The 16,990-nt window shown below is 64.6% G+C and carries 20 protein-coding genes and 1 pseudogene; 8 read left to right on the top strand and 13 right to left on the bottom strand.

The genetic code is table 11. The annotated features are described in order from the left end of the window. Positions 1 to 15: 15 nt before the first annotated feature. The 3 genes from G3O06_RS33345 to G3O06_RS33335 all read right to left on the bottom strand — a co-directional run bounded on the left by G3O06_RS33345 (position 16) and on the right by G3O06_RS33335 (position 1,836). Entirely contained in the window at positions 16 to 171 is a 156-nt protein-coding gene (locus tag G3O06_RS33345; protein ID WP_205818749.1) for a hypothetical protein, read from the bottom strand. A 149-nt stretch (positions 172 to 320) separates the two neighbouring features. Then, positions 321 to 1,136 carry a helix-turn-helix transcriptional regulator gene (locus G3O06_RS33340; RefSeq protein WP_175007049.1) on the bottom strand — a complete coding sequence of 272 codons (816 nt, stop codon included), beginning with the start codon at positions 1,134 to 1,136 and terminating at the stop codon, positions 321 to 323. Between the two features lie 223 nt (positions 1,137 to 1,359). After that, a complete protein-coding gene (locus tag G3O06_RS33335; protein WP_205818748.1) occupies positions 1,360 to 1,836 on the bottom strand; it encodes a nuclear transport factor 2 family protein in 477 nt (158 codons plus the stop codon). Between the two features lie 329 nt (positions 1,837 to 2,165). Here G3O06_RS33335 and G3O06_RS33330 point away from each other — a divergent pair, with 329 nt between their 5' ends. Next, the gene (locus G3O06_RS33330) at positions 2,166 to 2,552 is read left to right on the top strand and encodes a helix-turn-helix domain-containing protein (RefSeq protein ID WP_174968821.1); all 387 of its coding nucleotides are present in this window, start codon (positions 2,166 to 2,168) and stop codon (positions 2,550 to 2,552) included. A 488-nt stretch (positions 2,553 to 3,040) separates the two neighbouring features. On the opposite strand, the gene G3O06_RS33325 is transcribed toward G3O06_RS33330, so the two are convergent. Beyond that, positions 3,041 to 3,412 carry a YXWGXW repeat-containing protein gene (locus G3O06_RS33325; protein ID WP_174968822.1) on the bottom strand — a complete coding sequence of 124 codons (372 nt, stop codon included), beginning with the start codon at positions 3,410 to 3,412 and terminating at the stop codon, positions 3,041 to 3,043. 607 nt (positions 3,413 to 4,019) lie between these two features. On the opposite strand from G3O06_RS33325, the gene G3O06_RS33320 reads away from it, so the two are divergent. Then, on the top strand, positions 4,020 to 5,141 hold the full coding sequence (locus G3O06_RS33320) for a porin (RefSeq protein WP_205818747.1): 1,122 nt from the start codon (positions 4,020 to 4,022) through the stop codon (positions 5,139 to 5,141). A gap of 174 nt (positions 5,142 to 5,315) precedes the next feature. Here the strand turns inward: G3O06_RS33320 and G3O06_RS33315 are convergent, their stop codons facing one another. Continuing rightward, positions 5,316 to 5,714, bottom strand: coding sequence for a GreA/GreB family elongation factor (locus G3O06_RS33315; protein WP_174911815.1), 399 nt, complete (start codon positions 5,712 to 5,714; stop codon positions 5,316 to 5,318). 512 nt (positions 5,715 to 6,226) lie between these two features. On the opposite strand from G3O06_RS33315, the gene G3O06_RS33310 reads away from it, so the two are divergent. Next, positions 6,227 to 6,556 carry a DUF4148 domain-containing protein gene (locus tag G3O06_RS33310; RefSeq protein WP_174980594.1) on the top strand — a complete coding sequence of 110 codons (330 nt, stop codon included), beginning with the start codon at positions 6,227 to 6,229 and terminating at the stop codon, positions 6,554 to 6,556. A gap of 157 nt (positions 6,557 to 6,713) precedes the next feature. On the opposite strand, the gene G3O06_RS33305 is transcribed toward G3O06_RS33310, so the two are convergent. Next, the gene (locus tag G3O06_RS33305) at positions 6,714 to 7,175 is read right to left on the bottom strand and encodes a CBS domain-containing protein (RefSeq protein WP_174911809.1); all 462 of its coding nucleotides are present in this window, start codon (positions 7,173 to 7,175) and stop codon (positions 6,714 to 6,716) included. A gap of 177 nt (positions 7,176 to 7,352) precedes the next feature. Between G3O06_RS33305 and ribA the strand changes: the two genes are divergently transcribed. The 4 genes and pseudogenes from ribA to G3O06_RS33285 all read left to right on the top strand — a co-directional run bounded on the left by ribA (position 7,353) and on the right by G3O06_RS33285 (position 10,710). Then, positions 7,353 to 8,003, top strand: a complete 651-nt coding sequence (gene ribA / locus G3O06_RS33300) for a GTP cyclohydrolase II (RefSeq protein WP_174911804.1) — start codon at positions 7,353 to 7,355, stop codon at positions 8,001 to 8,003. 67 nt (positions 8,004 to 8,070) lie between these two features. Then, positions 8,071 to 8,498, top strand: a pseudogene (locus G3O06_RS33295) (transposase); the annotation flags it as partial. Positions 8,499 to 8,572: 74 nt separating this feature from the next. Next, positions 8,573 to 10,093: a class I SAM-dependent methyltransferase gene (locus G3O06_RS33290; protein WP_205818746.1), complete on the top strand. Its 1,521-nt coding sequence runs from the start codon at positions 8,573 to 8,575 to the stop codon at positions 10,091 to 10,093. A gap of 50 nt (positions 10,094 to 10,143) precedes the next feature. Continuing rightward, a complete protein-coding gene (locus G3O06_RS33285) occupies positions 10,144 to 10,710 on the top strand; it encodes a GNAT family N-acetyltransferase (protein ID WP_205818745.1) in 567 nt (188 codons plus the stop codon). A gap of 21 nt (positions 10,711 to 10,731) precedes the next feature. Here the strand turns inward: G3O06_RS33285 and G3O06_RS33280 are convergent, their stop codons facing one another. From G3O06_RS33280 to G3O06_RS33265, 4 genes are all read right to left on the bottom strand, one after another. Further along, a complete protein-coding gene (locus tag G3O06_RS33280; protein ID WP_205818744.1) occupies positions 10,732 to 11,118 on the bottom strand; it encodes a VOC family protein in 387 nt (128 codons plus the stop codon). Positions 11,119 to 11,380: 262 nt separating this feature from the next. After that, the gene (locus G3O06_RS33275) at positions 11,381 to 12,145 is read right to left on the bottom strand and encodes a hypothetical protein (RefSeq protein ID WP_174968825.1); all 765 of its coding nucleotides are present in this window, start codon (positions 12,143 to 12,145) and stop codon (positions 11,381 to 11,383) included. Positions 12,146 to 12,196: 51 nt separating this feature from the next. After that, positions 12,197 to 12,805: an acyl-homoserine-lactone synthase gene (locus G3O06_RS33270; RefSeq protein WP_174911627.1), complete on the bottom strand. Its 609-nt coding sequence runs from the start codon at positions 12,803 to 12,805 to the stop codon at positions 12,197 to 12,199. Between the two features lie 214 nt (positions 12,806 to 13,019). Then, positions 13,020 to 13,463, bottom strand: a complete 444-nt coding sequence (locus G3O06_RS33265; RefSeq protein ID WP_205818743.1) for a DUF4902 domain-containing protein — start codon at positions 13,461 to 13,463, stop codon at positions 13,020 to 13,022. A 73-nt stretch (positions 13,464 to 13,536) separates the two neighbouring features. Here G3O06_RS33265 and G3O06_RS33260 point away from each other — a divergent pair, with 73 nt between their 5' ends. Beyond that, complete coding sequence (locus G3O06_RS33260; protein ID WP_174968828.1) at positions 13,537 to 14,256, top strand: autoinducer binding domain-containing protein; 720 nt, start codon at positions 13,537 to 13,539, stop codon at positions 14,254 to 14,256. Between the two features lie 56 nt (positions 14,257 to 14,312). Here the strand turns inward: G3O06_RS33260 and G3O06_RS33255 are convergent, their stop codons facing one another. From G3O06_RS33255 to G3O06_RS50070, 3 genes are all read right to left on the bottom strand, one after another. Next, a complete protein-coding gene (locus tag G3O06_RS33255) occupies positions 14,313 to 15,020 on the bottom strand; it encodes an MgtC/SapB family protein (protein ID WP_174997847.1) in 708 nt (235 codons plus the stop codon). Between the two features lie 305 nt (positions 15,021 to 15,325). After that, entirely contained in the window at positions 15,326 to 16,870 is a 1,545-nt protein-coding gene (locus G3O06_RS33250) for a TolC family protein (protein ID WP_205818742.1), read from the bottom strand. Then, the coding region (locus G3O06_RS50070) for a fusaric acid resistance protein (protein ID WP_241020367.1) at positions 16,857 to 16,990 on the bottom strand (134 nt) is incomplete at its 5' end. The genes G3O06_RS50070 and G3O06_RS33250, both read right to left, overlap by 14 nt.

Below are 16,990 nucleotides of genomic sequence, written 5' to 3'. Positions count from 1 at the left end.
TGGAATGGGGGGCGGCTAGGTGCCGGTGCTGCGCGGCAGGCGCGGCGATGCGTCGGGGTGAAGGCCGGCCGCCGGAGCGTCATGCCGATCGCGCCGCCGGGTCCGAGTCGGCGGATCGACGGGCGACGCGCGCTCGGCCGTGCGGGCCGGCGTCCATCCGGTATTCGGCATGCCGTGTCTCCTTGATATCCGACGCGTTCCTGTCGTCGGGTGAGTCAGATACTAGGAGCGGGGCGGCCGGCTGTCTGTCATCGTTTTGAGGACAACGCGCGACAAAGGCGGCGGGGGCGACGGGGATTGATGCGATGCGGAGGAAGCATCTATTGACCGCGGTCCTCCGGCGGTTCCTCTTCGGTCACGCACCACGCGAACAGCCCGGCCCGGTTCGCCACGCCGAGCTTCGCGAGCGCGCGCCCGAGATAGGTGCGCACGCTGCTCGGCTTGAGCGCGAGCGTGTCGGCGATCTGCGGGACGGGCTGGCCTTGCAACACCGCGCGGCACACGAGCCGTTCGCGCTGCGACAGCGCCGCGCCGCTGGCCGACAGGCGCTGTTCGAACCGCTGCAGCAGCGCGCCGTCGTCCGAGCGCGGCGTCAGGCGTGCGAGCCGCGCATGCTGGATCAGGAGCGGCAGCACGAAATCGCCGAGCTGCCGCAGCAGTGCCAGCTCGGCCAACGTATAGGACGGCTGGCCGCGCCGGCGGAACAGCGAGAACGCATAGACATAGTCGCGCTCGCTGCCGAGCAGCGTGCAGTCTTCGCCGAGATCGCCGAGCGCGAATTGGCGGCCGTATTCGGTCGCCGTGTCGATTTCCTCGTTGCACGAGAACACGAGCTGCGAATCGGTGGCGCGCTCGATATGCGGGAGCAGCGTGTCGGTGCGCCAGTCACCCTGTGTATACAGATCGAGCGCGTGGCGGGTGCCGTCGGGATCGTCGCCGCCCGCGAAGAACAGCACGTCGACGCTGTCGACCGACTGCGACGGCGCATCGCGACGGTAGCGCGTCGCGACACTGTAATGGGACTGCGGATCGACGGTTTCGCGCAGCCAGGCCCAAAGCCGGGCGGGAAACTGCGGGCTGCCGAGGCTGGCGACCAGGTCGCCGGCATTGCTGAGGGAAATATGGGCGGGGCTCATCGTTGACACCGTCTTCGCGAACGGCCGCCCGTGCCGGCCGTGCTTCGCGTACGACGGCGCGCCGGCGGCGGTGCGGTCGTGCGGGACGGAGGCCGATGCGGCGGCGAAGCACGATTGTAGGGGACTTCGACGGCGCGGGGCATTCGCGCTTGCCCGACGGGCGGCCGGTCGTCTATCGACGGGCGGTGCGCATCGTTGCGCACCGCGTGCCGGCCCCCGCGTGTCAGAACATCGTGTTCGCGTTCGCGGACTTCTCGGGCACCGGCTGGATCACGTCCCAGTGCTCGACGATCTTGCCGTCCTTCACGCGGAAGATGTCGACGACGGCTTCGCCGCGGTCACCCGGACGCTCGGTCGCATGCACGTGCAGGTAGACGAGGTCGCCGTCGGTTGCGCTGCGCACGATGCGCGCACGCGATGCCGGGTTCTTCTGGAAGGCGCCGACGAAGTACGACACGAACGGCTTCTTGCCGTCCGGCACGTGCGGGTTGTGCTGCTTGTAGTCGTCCGCGACGACGGCGGCGGCCTCGACGGCTTCGTGTTTGTTGAAGAAGCGGTCGTAGAACGTCAGCACGAGCTGGCGGTTGGCTTCCTCGGCGGCCAGGTCGCGCGTGGCAGGGCCGGCGGCCAGCGCGGCTGTCGACGCGGCCAGCAGGACGAGCGCGGTAACGGCGCGAACGGGGGAGCGGAGCGATGACATGTAGCGGGTTCCTTGTCTGACGAAGCGTAGGTTGGAGCGTGATGCACGACGGCTGATCGAGCTGACCGTGACGATCGGCGGGCGACGGGGCATGGTTGCGGATGCACGTCTCTCATCGACGTGGGGAATTCACCGCGCTGTCCGTATCGTCACGAAACGGACAGCGCGAGGCCGCGCGTCGTCGTCATGCTTCGTTGAACTGGCGAATCCGCGCGGCTGCCGGGCCGATCGAATGGTACAGTTGCCGCGAACCCGTCACAAGAAGTCAGCGCGGTGTGAACAGGTCACACCGCGCTGACCATGCGTTGCCCTTGAAAGAGAATCCAGCCATGCCGTTCCCTCCCGCCGACGAAACCGTCGAACTCGATCAGCCGTGCCCGATCCGCGATGTGCTCGACCGCATCGGCGACCAGTGGAGCCTGCTCGTGCTCGAAGCGCTGTCCGGCGGGACGATGCGTTTCAACGAACTCGGCCGTGCGATCGGCGATGTATCGAACCAGATGCTGTCGCGCACGCTCAAGCGGCTCGAGCAGGACGGCTTCGTCAGCCGTACGCTGTTCGCCGAAGTGCCGCCGCGTGTCGAATATGCGCTGACCGACCTCGGGCGTTCGTTCCTGACGCCGATGCAGGCGATGATCCGGTGGGCCGACGAACATCATCGCGCGATCTGTGCCGCGCGACGTCGTGCGCGGGCGCTGGAGGGCGGCGGACGCTGAGCGCGGCGCCCGCGCTGTCCCATCGATGGGCGTTGCGCGGCGGATCGGCTGCGATGCGACGAGGCATGGCATGACCGCATGTGCATCGCCGTTCCATGATTTCGTTATCCGAATGATATCGTCGACATGAGCAGGATCGCCGATGCATCGATGTTTGCCGTTCATCTCGAATGCGGCAATGCGCCGGCGGTGCTCTGTCAACAAGGGCGCGCGCCCGGGGTGATCGAAACAGCGGTCTTTCGCTGCATGGCGCTCGACGGGCGCGGCACGTCTCTGATCGGGGCGGGGTGGCGCGCCGGAGATCGGCCGGCATGTCGATGGTCGAGGTTGCGTGACCGGACGCCTCGGCACCGGATTGGGCGCCGCCATCGGGGCCGGGTGGGGCAGGATTCGCGGGGATGCCTGCCCGGCATCATGATGTCGGGGCCGAACGGCGCGGATTCGCCTGCGCCGCCCGGCTCCGGGCCTGCCATCGGCCGGGCGCCTGCCTATCGCCACGTACCGTCGACGTAGATCCACACCTGCCCCTGGCGGCGCCAGTAGCCGGGCACCCACCGCCGCCCGGGGCGCCGTGCGACCCAGCGGCCGGACACCCATATATAGCGGCCACGCTGCCAGCGCCAATAGCCGTCCGTCCATATATAGCCGTGCGGCCGTGGCGGCGGCGGACGGCGGTCGTGCCGGGCGGCCGGCGGCGCGAAGCCCGGGCGGTCCCCATAGGGCGGCCCGCCGGGGACGCGGTTCGGACCGGACGGCCGGTACACGGGCGGCGCGGGCTGGGCCGAGGCGGCGCGCAGCCAGCCGGTGCCGACGAAGGCGGCGGTCAATCCGATGGCGCGTAACAACGAGCGTCGATTCATGGCGTGTCCTATTCTATATTCGAGGCTGCCTTACATTAGCCTGCCAGTCGGCCGGCCGGGTTACGCGAGCGGTTAAGGCTGTTACGGTGTGTCACGGCGGGCGGGCGAACCGCCGGCAGGCGGAGACCGGCCTTTCTGTTCTTCTGCAACTGACGAGTGTTGCCCGCGGTACGAACGTCGCGCCCTGTTTACTGGCTGGCGGATGCGTCTTAGGTGCCCGGCGGCTGAAATTCGAGACTGATTCGGGTAAAATTTGCCGATTCCGGGGTGTCGCGCCGAATCCGTTTGTTGTTTCTATGCAACCGTCAAGACGATGACATGAAAGAATGGTGCGATGAAAGCCTTCAAAAAGCACCCGTCAAGAAGTCAAAAACAAACATCAAAACAAATACTTATAACTCGGCCCCACTTTCATTATTTCTAGTTCTGGAAAAGCTTATTTCTTTATTTGCGGATCGCTCCCCTAGGGTACACCCCTAAACTCACGGTTCCCAAACGGGCAACTATCCGGGCGCGGCCAGCAGGATCGATGGCGCTCCCGGGCGGTTGCAGACCGTTTATGAACAAGGTCGCGAGACCTGCCTCTTTTTAGAAGGGAGCTCCACGAATGAACAAGACTCTGATCGTTGCAGCAGCCGCAGCATCGTTTGCTACCGTCGCTCACGCACAAAGCAGCGTCACGCTGTACGGCGTGCTGGACGCAGGCATCACCTACACGAGCAACGTCCAGCCGGCACTGGGCCAAGCTGGCAAGTCGCGCTTCGCAATGGGTTCGGGCATTGACCAGAGCCGTTTCGGCCTGCGTGGCTCGGAAGACCTGGGTGGCGGCCTGAAGGCAATCTTCACGTTGGAAAGCGGCTTCAACATCGGTAACGGCAAGTTCGCGAACGGCAACGGCGGCATGTTCAACCGTCAAGCTTTCGTCGGCCTGTCGAGCCAGTACGGCACGGTCACGCTGGGTAAGCAATATGACGCAACGCAAGACTACCTGGCGCCGCTGACGGCAACGGGTTCGTGGGGCGGCACGTACTTCGCGCACCCGCTGAACCTTGACCGCCTGAGCACGAATGGCGATGTCGCACAGAACAACACGATCAAGTACACGAGCGCGAACTACGCTGGCCTGCAATTCGGCGGCACGTACTCGTTCTCGAACAGCACGAACTTCGGCAACAACCGTGCGTACAGCGCAGGTGCTGCATACCAGTTCCAAGGTCTGAAGCTGGCTGCTGCATACTCGCAAGCGAACCTGGGTGACGGTACGAACGCAAACGGCGCGACGTCGTCGGCGATCGGTGGCATCGCTAGCCAAGGCCGCGTCCGCACGTACGGTGCTGCTGCTGCTTATGCATTCGGCCCGGCACAAGTCGGCGCTGCATGGACGCAAGCGCGTCTCGACAACAACGCAGTCGCTGCAGGCACGCTGCGCACCGACAACTACGAAGTCAACGCTAAGTACAACCTGACGCCGGCTCTCGGCCTGGGCGCTGCTTACACGTACACGAACGCGAAGATCAACAACGGCAGCACGCACTGGAACCAGTTCGGCCTGCAAGCTGACTACGCACTGTCGAAGCGCACGGACGTCTACGCACAAGCTGTGTACCAGCGTGCAGCGAAGAACGGCATTGGCGCATCGATCTACAACGGCGACAGCTTCAACAACAACCTGCCGAGCTCGTCGATCAACCAAACCGCAGCAACGGTTGGTCTGCGTCACCGCTTCTAAGCGTGACGGCGGGGTAACCCGCTTCGCAGCATCAAAAAAGGCGCCTTCGGGCGCCTTTTTTTCGTCTACGGGATGTGATGTCGACGATTCGCGTCGTCCGGATGCAAAAAAGCGAGGCCCGTGCCTCGCTTTTTTGTGGTGCGCCGTTGCGGCGCGGTGCGGCCGGCAGGTGGCTCAGCGCGTGTATTCGCCGTTGGCTTCCGGCTGGAACACGATTGCGGCGACCTTCATCAGCTTTTCGGCGCCGCTCGGCTGCATCACTTTGACCATCTGGCCGCGCTGGGTGCCCAGCAGTGCCATGCCGACGGGCGAGAAGACGTTCAGGCGGCCGAGCTCGAGATTGGCGGCGTCCGGATAAACAATCGTCCAGGTGGCTTGTTCCTGGGTTGCTTCGTCGAGCAGCGTGATCTGCGAGTTCATCGTGACGACGTTCGCCTTGATGGCATCGGGCTGGACGATGTCGGCGCGTTCGAGCAGCGTATCGAGCATCGTCTGGAAGCGCGGGTTGTGATCGGCGTGCTTCTCGAGGCGAGCGACGTCGAGTTCGGTCAACTGGTAAAGGCGTTGTTTCATGGCAGTTCTCCAAATGATCGGCAGGGGCAGGCGGGGCGTGCCTATGAGGATCGCCCGGAGCCTGTCTGACCTGGCTCCGGGAGGAGACCGAGCGGTCAGATCAGGCGCCGGGCAAGGGCGAGCGGCGCCTGGGCCGTGCGTCGAGCGAGGGGATGCGCCGGATGGCCGGCGCGCGCGCGCACGCCGGCCGGGCCGGACGGCGAAACCGAAAGGGGCGTGAGCGCGTACATGGTGGATGGAAGATCGACTGACGAATAAAACCTTACGATTCTACAACACAACCTTCGGGATATGTGATTTGGCTGTCGGCATTTCGTCAGCGATTGTTGTGCGGGTGGCGCAAGTTGCAGCGCTGTCGTCCGGAAAAGGCCGGCGATTTTTGTCAAAATCGCAACGCTGTATGTTCAAACTAAGGGTTTCCCCTTGGGGTGGCGAGAACTACACTGGATTCAATCGCTTCAGACAGTCCTGCCGAGGCGACGCCATAAGAGAACATATTCCGGAGGTAAATCATGAAGTCGATCATCTACGCAGCCATCGCCGCATCCGTCCTTGCAGCCCCGATCGCATCGTTTGCACAGTCCGAGCAGGGGCTGACCCGCGACCAGGTCAAGGCCGAGCTCGTGCAACTCGAACAGAACGGCTACAAGCCGCTGGCGAGCGATTCGCAGTATCCGGACAACATCCAGGCCGCCGAACAACGGATTCAACCGAACCAGCCGATGCTCGCGCAAGCGGATACGAGCGGCTACGGTGCCGTGGCGACGGGTGCCGGTCAAGCCGGCCGTCGCGTGACGCGGGAAGCGCCGAATCCCGTGAACTCGGTCTACTTCGGCAACTGAAGAACGCCCCCGGGTCTGCCCGAGCGCACCGCTTAATCGACGAGACGCGCGCGAGTTGCGCGCGTCATTCGCCCGCAGGAGCAGAACCTCCGTCGCCGCATTCCGGCGGCTTTCCGCCCAGACGCTCGCGCGTTTGGGCCTTTTTTGCTGGGGCGGGTCAGGCGGACGTGACCGCGGGCGTGCCGTGGATATAGTGTTCGAGCTGGCTGATCGTGAACTGCTGATCGGCAATCACGCTCTTGACGAGGTCGCCAATCGAGATGAGGCCGACCAGCTTGCCGCCGTCGAGGACGGGCAGGTGGCGCATCCGGTGCTCGGTCATCAGCGCCATGCACTCGTCGGTGGATTGCGACGGTTCGACGTAGCGCACCTTCGCGGTCATGATTTCCTCGACGCGGGTGGCTTTCGACGAGCGATCCTGCAGGACGACCTTGCGCGCGTAGTCGCGCTCGGTGACGATGCCCGCGATGTCGTCGCCGTCCACGACCAGCAGCGCGCCGATGCCTTTTTCCGCCATCAGCTTGATGGCGTCGTAAACGAAATCGGTCTTCGTGACGGTGTAGATGGTGCGGCCCGAATCCGGCTTGGCCTTGAGAATCTGCGCGACAGTCGTGCTCATTCGCTTTCTCCGTGTGCAGGTCGATGCTGGGCAGGCAGGGCGTGATGTGTGTCACCCGATGAGCCCAGTATAGCCGCGCAGGTGGCGGCAGTCGCGTGACGATTCCAGATTAGCGGTAAACTCCCGTCACGCACTATCCACACAACTCCTACATTCCTGAACGTTTCGATTGAATTCATGATGTCTTCGCGTCCCCAATCGCCCACGCCGGACAATGGCCAGGCCGACGAGTGCGTGACGCTCGTCGCTACCGCGTCGCTACCCACGCGCTACGGTACGTTCACGTCGTACGCTTTCCGCGTATCGGGCAGCGATGCCGAACATCTCGCGCTCGTGATGGGCGACGTCGCCGGCGAGCAGTCCGTGCTGACGCGGCTGCATTCCGAATGCCTGACCGGTGATGTGTTCGGCTCGTACCGCTGTGACTGCGGCGAGCAGCTCGATCTCGCATTGCGCTACATCGCGGCCGAAGACCGCGGTGTGCTGCTGTATCTGCGCGGCCATGAAGGGCGCGGAATCGGCCTGAGCAACAAGATCCGCGCGTACGCGCTGCAGGAGCAGGGGCGCGACACCGTCGAGGCGAACCTCGACCTCGGCCTGCCCGACGACGCTCGCGAATACGATTCGGCCGCCGCGATCCTCCGGATCCTCGGCGTGACGTCGGTGCGGCTGATGAGCAACAATCCGGCAAAGTTCGATACGCTCGCGAAGCACGGCATTCCGGTCTGCGAACGCGTGGCGCTTGCGGTGCCCGTGCGCGAGGAAAACGAGCGTTATATCCGCACGAAGCAGACGAAGTTCGGGCATTACTTCGAGGAAAACGAGTGACGAAAGCAAGGGGCTCCGTGGAGCCCCTTGTCTCATCCGGATTCCATGCTTCTCGCTCGGTCTCGTATACGCCAGTTGGAAAGACCGTCGAGGATTAGCCGCCGTGATTCGGTCGATCCACCCGCACCCGGTGCAGAGGCGGCTCAGGCAGAACTCGATGCCTTCCCCGACGGGCCGCCCTGAGGCCAGAAATTCCCGACGGTCAGCGCGGCGTCGTGCAACGCCTGGGCTCGGGTGATTCCTTACCTCGCATTTCCACCGGAAGTTCGCAAGGTTATATACACTACGAACGCGATTGAGAACATCAACTCGCAACTGCGCAAGATCATCAAGACCCGGGGGCACTTCCCGACCGATGAGGCCGCCACCAGGCTCATCTGGCTGGCACGACGCAACATCACTGCCGATTGGGGCCGTGCTGCCCATGACTGGAAGGCGGCTATGAACCCGTTCGCCATCCTTTACGAAGATCGATTCGTTCGACCGTCCGTGTGAATCTCAACTCGGTGAACACGGAAATCCTGATATTCCCCCGTATGTAGTCATTTTTGCTCTTCATTGGGAGAAAAATGAATATCTCGCGAAGGATCACAGCCTTATTTTCAGGCTCGAAGACGGAAAGTCGAATTGCACCGGATTGCTTCTCGCTGGAATACGACAAGTGCAGCACCCACATAAGCGGCTTCAACGAGGCCTCTGATTTTTCCTTCGTTCTCCGCGGCAAACAAACCAACGAGAAGGTAGCGCTCGTTTCGAATGGCCAGAAGATAACATCCGACCCCATAAAAATCGGAGACGAGCATATCGTTGACATCTCATTGTGCGTGCCGTCGAGCGGAAACCATGCGTCTATCTCCCTGCGATGCGTCGAGGGTGACCGTGATGCCTCCGCGCTCAGCACGCTTTACATTCCCAAAAGCAAACCCAACGTCAGGCATGATTTCCGGATCAGCCTCGCAGCGTTTTCCGGGAAAACGCTGCGCCTCGAGATGGTAGTCGGTGAGGGGAGAGTGGGCATCTCCCGCTTCCTTGTATGCGCATCGGATAGCATCAGCCGAATGAATGCGCTATCGAACTACGCGCACAGACTGCAGAACGAGGTCTCCATATTTTCGAACGCCTACAATCATTCGATGTACGGAGCGGCGACCGATGAGCCTGCAAACTCATCAGCCATAGAAAAACACTGGAATACGGACAGTCGCGAAGAATCCTTTCTCGCCGACCAGGAAGCGATCATCCGCGGGAAGATTCTGCCTGTTTCGCCTGTCGAGGGCGAATCGGTGTTCGGCTTCGCGCAGCGGTGCCTGGGTAACGCGATACCTTTGAGCGCTCCCAACTTTCACCACCGGACCGCGGCCCTGCGTCGGGGGCGACCGATTCGCGTCTTGTCGCTCTGTTCAGGCGCCGCGCGAATCGAGGAAGAGATCTTCAAGAGTGCCGTGGAACCCGTCGAACTGACTTTGCTTGACGCCTGCGACGAACTCATCAAACGAGCCGCCGCCAGGATGAGTCACGAGCGACATCAGGTGAGATGCCTGGTCGGTGACATCAATTCAGGCATACCGCATTACGGAGAATTTGACGTCATCGTCTGCGTCTCGGCCCTTCATCACGTGGCCAATCTCGAACGTGTCATCTCGCAGATCAACGAATGCCTGGCGCCCGATGGCGAGTTCTGGAGTATCGGCGAGCAGATTGGTAGAAACGGCAACCGCCTGTGGCCGGAAACGCTCAAGGCAGCCAATCAAGCCTTTTCCAGGCTGCCCGCGCAATACCGGAAGAACTCTCACACAGCGAAAATTGACGAATCGATCTCCGACGACGACTTTTCTACTGGTTGCTTCGAGGGGATAAGAAGCGAAGAGCTGGAGGTGATGCTCGATCGCTTCATGATCCCGGTGGACGTGTATAAAAGGAATTGCTTCCTTTGGCGCCTGACGGACACGACCTACTGCGACAACTTTGACATCACCTCACCGAAGGATCTGGCGCATCTGAAAGATCTGATCATCGCGGAGGCAATGCATTGGATCTCTGGAGGCAGGGGAACGGAAATGCATGCGGTCTATCGGCGGAAGCAGTTTTGAGGGTTCGCGACGGCGCTCGCGTTACGCCGCCTGAACGATCCGTCTCTCCCATGCCCATACCGTCGAAGATCGAAACCGAGCGTCTGACGCTGCGCCGCTGGCAGCCGGCGGATGCGGGCGCGTTTTCGGCGATGCATGCGGATCCTGATGTGACTGCGTGGCTCGCGCGCGGCCCGATGTCCGTTGACGAGGCGAGCGACGTCATTGCCCGCTTCAATGCGCATGTCGATGCACACGGTTTCGGCCCGTGGGCCGTCGAGCGCCGTGCCGACGCGATGCTGATCGGGGTGTGCGGCCTGTCGCACGAAGTGCGTGCAACGCATCCGATGGCGCCGTGTGTCGAGATCATGTGGCGGCAGGCTCGCCATGCATGGGGGCACGGCTACGCTGCCGAAGCGGCCGCTGCCACATTGGCCGACGGGTTCGGCCGGATCGGGCTCGACGAGATCTTCGCGTGGACGGCCGACACCAACTTGCGATCGCAGCATGTGATGCAGCGGCTCGGCATGCAGCGTCGGCCCGCGCGCGATTTCGACCATCCAGCACTGCCGGAAGGGCACGCACTGCGTCGGCACGTCGTGTATGCCGCCCGCGCCGCCGGCCTGGCCGGCGCGTAACGGTTCAAGCGCGTTCGCCTGTCAGCGCCATGTGCCGTTCTGCAGCACGATCCGATAGCCGTCTGCATCCTCGAAGGTCTGGCCGGATATTTCCCAGTACGGATTGAACGACGTCACGGGCATGAAGCCATGTGCCGTGGCGCGCGCGCAGGCGGCTTCCCATTCCGGCCGATCGGGCAGGTAGAACACGATCAGGTCTTCGGGCGTTGGCGACGGCGCGATCGGATGGTCGGGGCAGTGCGTGAATTCGAAGTGATAGTCGAGGCCGTCGCGTCCGAGCATCACGCCGGAAAAGCCGTCGTGATCTTCAAAGCGCGCAAGAACGGACAAGTCGAGGCCGTCGCGATACATGCGCTCGGTTCGGGCGAGGTTGCTGACCGGGCGGGCAATGCGCAGATGGGCGTGCAAGATGGCCTCGGGGGAGCGTGGCAGACCCGCCGATGATAATCCGGTCGATCCGGATTGTGGCGTGCCGGAATGCCTGGGCAGGCAACCGATGAAGGAGGGCGGTGGTATGGCCCCGTAAAGTGCGCAGGCAAGAAAAAGCCCGCTACATTGAGCGGGCTGAATCCATGTTTGGAGACATGGAGGAGACAGACGTAAATTTAAGGGAAAACCCGAGGCATGGCAAGCCCTAGTTGTATCGATACAACTTCCAGCTTCACCGCATTCACATGCCGCCGGCCCGCGCATGCGCCGCAAACGCGCTGAACCGCTCCTGCGCGACAGGCAACGCGAACTTGTCGCGCATCTCCGTCTCGATCCATGCACATGCCTCGCGTGCACAGTCGGTCAGCGCGTGCCGCGTCGTGTGCCCGTCGATGTCGTAGACGAAGCGCACGCCGACCTCGTCGTCGGCGACCTGTCGCTCGAGCTGGTTGAGCTGCAGTTGCGGCCCGTGCTGTTGCGACAGCGCGCGCAATTCGTCGAAGTGATATTCGAGCCAGTCGGCAAAGAACAGCGCGTCGCTGTGGCACGGCAGCCGGAAGGCCGCGCTGCGCGACGGGCGCGGCCCGGCTTCGCCGGCCGATGCGTGCGGCTCGCCGTCGGTGGCGATGGACGTGTCGACGGGCGCGAGCGGGTGCTGAATCCGGCGGTAGGGCTCGCGATCGCGCAACGCATGCCACAGCAATTCGTCGCCGGCGGCGCCGGACGGCTGCATCGTCAGGTCATGCCGGCCTTCGCCGGCCGGGGCGATGTCGCGGATCACGAGGCGCAGCGAGCAGAGCGGCTCGTCCGCGACCAGCAGCGTCGCCGCACGCGGTAGCCCGCACACGAGCGGTGCGGCGCCGGCGGCACGGAACACGAGCCCGCGGCGGTCGAGCCGCACGAGCGGCAGCGGCCGGGGAAACGACGGGTAGGCGACCGCGATGCGGGCGCCGTTGGCGCTCGTCAACCCGGGCATCATCGCGCGAAAGACCTGAGACTGGTCCACGTTGATTCTCCTTCGTTACGATGCCGCCCGGACAGAAACGCGCGTTCCGGATCAGGCGGCGATGGCTTGCCGGGCGGCCTGCCCCGGCTCGATTCCTAGTGCGGCAAACGTTTGCTGATCGATGTCGATCCAGCACGCGACCACCAGGCGACCGTCTACGTGCTTCGGCGGGCCTGCGCGGTGCGCGTGTATGCCGATCCGGCGGAACAGCCGCTCCATGCTCGCGAACGTCACGCCGATCAACTGCCGCGCGCCGAGCTGCGCCGCGCATTCGACGACGGCCGCAAGCATCGGGCGCACGGCCCATTCGGCATTGCCCGGCCCGCCTTCGTCGTCGGTTGCCGCGAACCGGGACAGCTCCCAGACGGCGGCCGATTGCGGCAGCGGCATGTCTTCGGCGATCAGGTCGGCGAACAGCGACTTCAGCAGATACGGGCGCGTCGTCGGCAGCAGACGCGCACATCCGCACATGTCGCCGCCGGCGTTTCGCGCGAACACGTAGACGGTATCGTCGCGATCGAACTGGTCGCGCTCGAAGCTTTCGTTCGCCGACGGGAGCGCCCATCCGAGCTGTTCGACGAACACACGGCGCCGATAGCGCCCGAGATCCGCTGCAAGTTCGTGTGGTAACCGCCCTTCCTCGTGAACGAAGGTCCGCATGGTGTCCTCGGATCTGTGCTTTTGTATGCATGCATTACATCGCGCAGCACGAGGAGGCTGTAACTGGTAACTCTTACAGGGTGGCCGTGGAGGGGGGCCGATCAAGACGTGGTAACGGTTTCTTGATCAATGGGATTGAAAACCGTCGCGCTTTTGCTTATAAAGAGCGCCAGCACTACGTAAATCGTCAGAGGAATAAGTGCGCAGCCAGTTGTCACTGGAGCGTCGGACCGGCATGATAGGCGTCGTTGTGCCCGAGCAGGGCCGACGCGACCGCAGCGGGCCAGTCGATGTACGCGAGCCGCGCGGCGAGTGCGGCGGTCGTGCGGAACATGCCGATGTCGGTGCCCTTGGTGTCGACGGCCATGACGTTGCTGCGGACGTCGCCGCCCGCGATCACGAACGTGCCCGTCGCGCGTTCGAGATACCAGTCCCAGCCGACCGTCACGTACGCGACGCCGGCACTGGCCGGGCGATGCCATTCGGTATAGCCGGCGAGGCGTGCGTCGATTGCGCTGTCGCGCAATTCCGCAAGCAGCGATGCGTCGAGGCCGCTTGCGACATGGTCGAGTGCAAGCACGGCCAGTGCGCCTTCTGACAGGCGTACGTAGCCGTCCGGGGACGGGCCGGAGACCGGGTGCAGCAAAGGTGAAGTCATGCGCGGAATGTATCAGCGTCGAACGGGTGCTGGAACCTGACAAGTATGACAGCGTGACGTTGTCGGAGAATGAATGGAACTGCGCTGGCAGGATGCCTATCAACAATTCAGCGCCGCGGAAGACGAGCAACAGCTCTTCCAGCGGATTGCCGCCTATTCCAAACGGCTGGGATTCGAATACTGCTGCTACGGCATTCGCGTGCCGTTGCCCGTATCGAAGCCGTCGGTCGCGATCTTCAATACCTATCCCGATGGCTGGATGGCGCACTACCAGGCGCAGAACTACATCGAGATCGATTCGACGGTTCGCGACGGCGCGCACAGCACCAACATGATCGTCTGGCCGGACGTCGACCGGATCGAACCGTGCCCGCTGTGGCAGGATGCGCGTGATTTCGGGCTGTCGGTGGGCGTCGCGCAGTCGAGCTGGGCGGCCCGCGGTGCGTTCGGTCTGCTGAGCATCGCACGCCATGCCGACCCGCTGACGCCGGCCGAAATCAACATGCTGACGCTGCAGACGAACTGGCTCGCGAACTTGTCGCACTCGCTGATGAGCCGCTTCATGGTGCCGAAGCTGTCGCCGGCGGCGGGTGTTACGCTGACCTCGCGCGAGCGCGAGGTGCTGTGCTGGACGGCCGAGGGCAAGACCGCGTGCGAAATCGGCCAGATCCTCAGCATCTCGGAGCGGACGGTCAACTTCCACGTGAACAACATACTCGAGAAGCTGGGCGCGACGAACAAGGTCCAGGCGGTCGTCAAGGCAATCTCGGCCGGGCTGATCGAGGCTCCCTGACGGGAAAGGCGGCCGGGCGCGGGCGGCCACGCGCAACGCGGCTGCCGCCAGGCCGCTCACTCCATCAGCGGCTCCGCTTCCTTCGCGGTCCAGCTCACGCTGGAAATGCTCTTCTCCATGCTCATCCGGCTCGCGATCTGCTCGAGCTTCTGCTGATCCTTCGGATGCAGCTTCAGCGTCGCGGTCACCTTCAGGCGGTCCGGCTGGTCGGGCACGTCCTCGCTCGTGAGGCTCTGGAACGACAGCGGCTTCGCATACATCGCGTTCGACAGCAGCGTGCGGATGTGCACTTCGTCGGAGGCGAGGCAGATCACGGTGATCTGGTATTCGCGCACGAGATCGGCGTTCGATACCGGCGTCGCGTTGATCGCCTGGCTGACGCCGCGCAGCACCGTGTTGGTGAGCAGCACGACGCCCGTGCCGGCGAGCGCGGGCACGTAATGGCCGGAGCCGGACAGCACGCCGACGGCGGCCGAGCACCACAGCGTCGCGGCGGTGTTGATGCCCTGGATCGAGCCCTTGTCGCGCATGATCACGCCGCCGCCGAGAAAGCCGACGCCCGACACGACGTACGCGGCGATCTGTGTGACGCCGGCGACGCCGTTGCCGGTCAGCACGCCGAGCGTGACGAACAGGCAGGCACCGCTCGCGACGAGCGTGATGGTGCGCAGGCCGGCTGTGCGCTGGCGCATCTGGCGCTCGAGGCCGATGGCGACGCCGCAGGCGAACGCGGTGAAAAGACGGAGTGCGAAATCGAAAGTCATGGTTGTCCTGCCGTGCAAGGAGCGCGTGCCGTCTCGCGTCGCGGCGGCGCAAGGCCGCAGGCGACGCGAAGATAGCCGTCATCGCGCGGTACTGTACCGCGCGAATGCGTCATTCAGTGTGAAACGGGAGGCGTGCGGCTCGCGGAACGCGAGCCGGGCAGGAGAACTGCGTCGGACAGGCGTTTAGGCGGCAAGCGGCGCACGCAACGGAGTGCTGCAACTGTCCACGATGGTTCCTGAAGGAAGAATGGGCGGCATTCTAGTGGGCGGCGAGCGCATGCGTCAACCGCCTCGCGGTGGTTGCGCTACTGCGCGGAGCCGATCGTCCCCGTCGCAAGCGCGAGCGCGGCAGCAGCCGACAGTGCGCCGGCATAGCTGTCGACCTCCGCGTTGCGGGCCGCGAGCAGCTGGCTTTGCGCGATCGTCGCATCGGTGACCGAACCGACGCCGTTCCGGTACGCGGTCAGCGCCGCGTCGTAGCTCGTCTGTGCGGCATCGACGAGCGCCTTCGCAGCGTCGTGCGACGCAAGGCTCGTCTGCACCGCGTTCTGCGCGGCAACGACCTGGCGGACCGCTTCCTCCTTGGTCCGGGTGAGCCGCGCGGACGCGCTTTCCGCATCGTTGCGCGCCTGCATCAGCACGGCCGAGCGCAGGCCGCCGTCGTACAGCGGAATCGTCACGCCGAGGAACACGCCGCCGCCGTAGCGGCTGCCGTTCAGGTTGACGGTCGGTGCCTGGTCGCCGATCGCGGGCAGCGCGGAGATGGACGTGCCGCCGCTCGCGTACGACGTCGACGCGGACAGGAAGATCTTCGGCATGAACGCCGCTTCCGCAGCCTTGATCTTCGCGCGATTGGCCTTTTCGAGCGCGAACGCGCCCTGCAGGTCGGGGCGGCGCGCGATCGCGTCCGACACGATCGCGTCGACCGACGAGCCGAGCGCGGGCGGCAGCGGCCGCTTCGGCAGCGCGGCGATGGTCGGCTTCGACAGCGGCGAGATGCCGAGCGCGGAGACAAGGGCGAGGTAGCTGTCGCTCTCCGTGCCGTTCGCCTGCACGAGCGCGAGGTTTGCCTGCGCGCGGTTCTGCGTCGCCTGCGCGAGCTCGACGACCGTGCCGACGCCGTGCTTGAGCCGCGCGCGGGAGGCCGCGAGGATCGCGTCCGCGTTCGCGAAGCCCTGCTGGGCGCTGAGCGCGCGCGAACGTGCTGCTTCGTAGCGGTAGTACGCGACGGTCACGTCGTGGATCACCTGCTGGTGCACGGCCGTGAAAGCGACGTTCGATGCGATCGACGCCTGTTCGGCCGCTTCGACGCGCGCCGCGCGGCCGCCGAAATCGAACAGCAGCCATTGCAGCGACAGCGCCGAAATGGTGCCGTGCACGGTGGAGTTGCTCGACGAGTCGCCGAGAATCGACGACGTCGAGCCGTGGTTTGCCTGGTACCCGCCCATGGCCGTCGCGGACAGCTTCGGCAGGTAGGCGGTCTTGGCCAGGCCGACCGCAAGCGCGGCGTTGCGTGCGTCGTTCCACGCGATGCGGGTCAGCGGGTTCGCCGATTCGGCCAGATCGATCAGCTCGGGCAGCGTGTACGCATGCGCGGCGTCGAGCGCGGCCGGTGGCGAAACCGACGCGAGTGCGGGCGACGCCGGCAGCGTGTAGTCATGCGAACCCAGCGCGGACGCGCGCGGCGGGCCCGGCACGATGTCGCCTGCAGCGGACGTTTGCGGCTGCCACGGGCGGTCGGACGCCTCCGGCGCCAGATCGATCGACGACGTCGCGCAACCGGCCAGCGCGACGGCGGTCGCGAGGGCGGCGGCGGCGATCGAGGCGGCCGGCGGTTCAGGTAGGCGCATGAGGGGCGGGCTCCTTCGGTGTGGCTTGACGGGCGGCGTCGGCGATGTGCGCGAGCCGCGTGTCGATCAGGTTCAGCAGCGCATCGCGCGCGGGGTCGGTGGGGGCCGTGCCCGGCGGGA

The organism is Burkholderia sp. Ac-20345 (assembly GCF_017104825.1).
Classification (GTDB): Bacteria; Pseudomonadota; Gammaproteobacteria; order Burkholderiales; family Burkholderiaceae; genus Burkholderia; species Burkholderia lata_B.
Note: the sequence above shows the minus strand (reverse complement) of the source record. Positions and strands in the feature narration are given on the sequence as shown.

Coding starts and splice junctions, on each gene's coding strand:
- G3O06_RS33315 (WP_174911815.1), bottom strand. CDS start 5,714: ATGAAACAACGCCTTTACCAGTTGACCGAACTCGACGTCGCTCGCCTC.
- G3O06_RS33335 (WP_205818748.1), bottom strand. CDS start 1,836: ATGTCATCGCTCCGCTCCCCCGTTCGCGCCGTTACCGCGCTCGTCCTG.
- G3O06_RS33330 (WP_174968821.1), top strand. CDS start 2,166: ATGCCGTTCCCTCCCGCCGACGAAACCGTCGAACTCGATCAGCCGTGC.
- G3O06_RS33340 (WP_175007049.1), bottom strand. CDS start 1,136: ATGAGCCCCGCCCATATTTCCCTCAGCAATGCCGGCGACCTGGTCGCC.
- G3O06_RS33265 (WP_205818743.1), bottom strand. CDS start 13,463: ATGACTTCACCTTTGCTGCACCCGGTCTCCGGCCCGTCCCCGGACGGC.
- G3O06_RS33325 (WP_174968822.1), bottom strand. CDS start 3,412: ATGAATCGACGCTCGTTGTTACGCGCCATCGGATTGACCGCCGCCTTC.
- G3O06_RS33310 (WP_174980594.1), top strand. CDS start 6,227: ATGAAGTCGATCATCTACGCAGCCATCGCCGCATCCGTCCTTGCAGCC.
- G3O06_RS33270 (WP_174911627.1), bottom strand. CDS start 12,805: ATGCGGACCTTCGTTCACGAGGAAGGGCGGTTACCACACGAACTTGCA.
- G3O06_RS33305 (WP_174911809.1), bottom strand. CDS start 7,175: ATGAGCACGACTGTCGCGCAGATTCTCAAGGCCAAGCCGGATTCGGGC.
- G3O06_RS33290 (WP_205818746.1), top strand. CDS start 8,573: ATGAATATCTCGCGAAGGATCACAGCCTTATTTTCAGGCTCGAAGACG.
- G3O06_RS33250 (WP_205818742.1), bottom strand. CDS start 16,870: ATGCGCCTACCTGAACCGCCGGCCGCCTCGATCGCCGCCGCCGCCCTC.
- G3O06_RS33255 (WP_174997847.1), bottom strand. CDS start 15,020: ATGACTTTCGATTTCGCACTCCGTCTTTTCACCGCGTTCGCCTGCGGC.
- G3O06_RS33345 (WP_205818749.1), bottom strand. CDS start 171: ATGCCGAATACCGGATGGACGCCGGCCCGCACGGCCGAGCGCGCGTCG.
- G3O06_RS33285 (WP_205818745.1), top strand. CDS start 10,144: ATGCCCATACCGTCGAAGATCGAAACCGAGCGTCTGACGCTGCGCCGC.
- G3O06_RS33260 (WP_174968828.1), top strand. CDS start 13,537: ATGGAACTGCGCTGGCAGGATGCCTATCAACAATTCAGCGCCGCGGAA.
- ribA (WP_174911804.1), top strand. CDS start 7,353: ATGATGTCTTCGCGTCCCCAATCGCCCACGCCGGACAATGGCCAGGCC.
- G3O06_RS33320 (WP_205818747.1), top strand. CDS start 4,020: ATGAACAAGACTCTGATCGTTGCAGCAGCCGCAGCATCGTTTGCTACC.